Genomic DNA, 765 nt, shown 5'->3' on the forward strand with positions numbered 1-765 from the left:
ACAGCTCCAGGTCCCGGCCGAGCCTGCGGTGGTCGATCATGTCGCTCTCCTTGATCGGGTACGACCCGGAGGCGAGCAGGACCGGAACGCCGCGAAGCCCCGGAGCGGATCGCCCCGGGGCCTCGTCGACGGAAACGTCAGTGCGGCGCGCCGGGAACACCCGGCGTCGTGGTCACTACCGCGCTGCGCATGCCCCGACCGTAGACGCGCGGACGGCACCGGCGCACCTGGATTTCGGAGAGAGGGTGCGGGTCGCCGACACGGGACCTGCCGGCGACCCGCGGCGGCCCGGACATCGGGAACGGGGGACCCGACGGCTCCGGTGCCGCGTCCCGCCAACGGTACGCCGCGATCCGTCGATCCGCCGCCCCGCTCCGCGGCCCCGCCCATCCGTCACTTCCGGCCGGGTCGGCTCGTTCCACACCTACGGCCCGTCGGTGTCGCTGGTCACCGCCAGGTGGGGCCGGTGGTGGTGACGCCGGACATGGCGTCACCCTCGATCCGGTCGAACGGAGAACTCCGGCGAGGTGGCGGTCGTGGCCGAGCTCATCTCTGACGTCGCGTCGCCCATGTGGGCGTACGCGCTGCTGCTGACCCTGCTGATCGCCGACGCCTTCGTCCCGGTGGTGCCGACCCAGCTCGTCATGATCACGAGTGGGGCGCTGACCGTCTACGGCGGGCTCAGCCTGCCGGTCACCATCGCTGTCGGCGCGGCCGGCGTCTTCATCGGCGACCTGACCTGCTACCTGATCGGCCGCACCACGC

1 protein-coding gene is annotated in these 765 nt (G+C 72.4%); it reads left to right on the forward strand.

Annotation, left to right across the window (positions count from 1 at the left end; translation table 11 throughout):
- Window positions 1-536: 536 nt before the first annotated feature.
- Window positions 537-765 (forward strand): DedA family protein (locus tag KBX39_RS32360; protein ID WP_369010134.1); only part of this gene is annotated, 229 nt, incomplete at its 3' end.

Origin of the sequence: Micromonospora sp. D75 (assembly GCF_018070405.1) — a bacterium.
GTDB classification, from domain to species: Bacteria; Actinomycetota; Actinomycetes; order Mycobacteriales; family Micromonosporaceae; genus Micromonospora; species Micromonospora chalcea.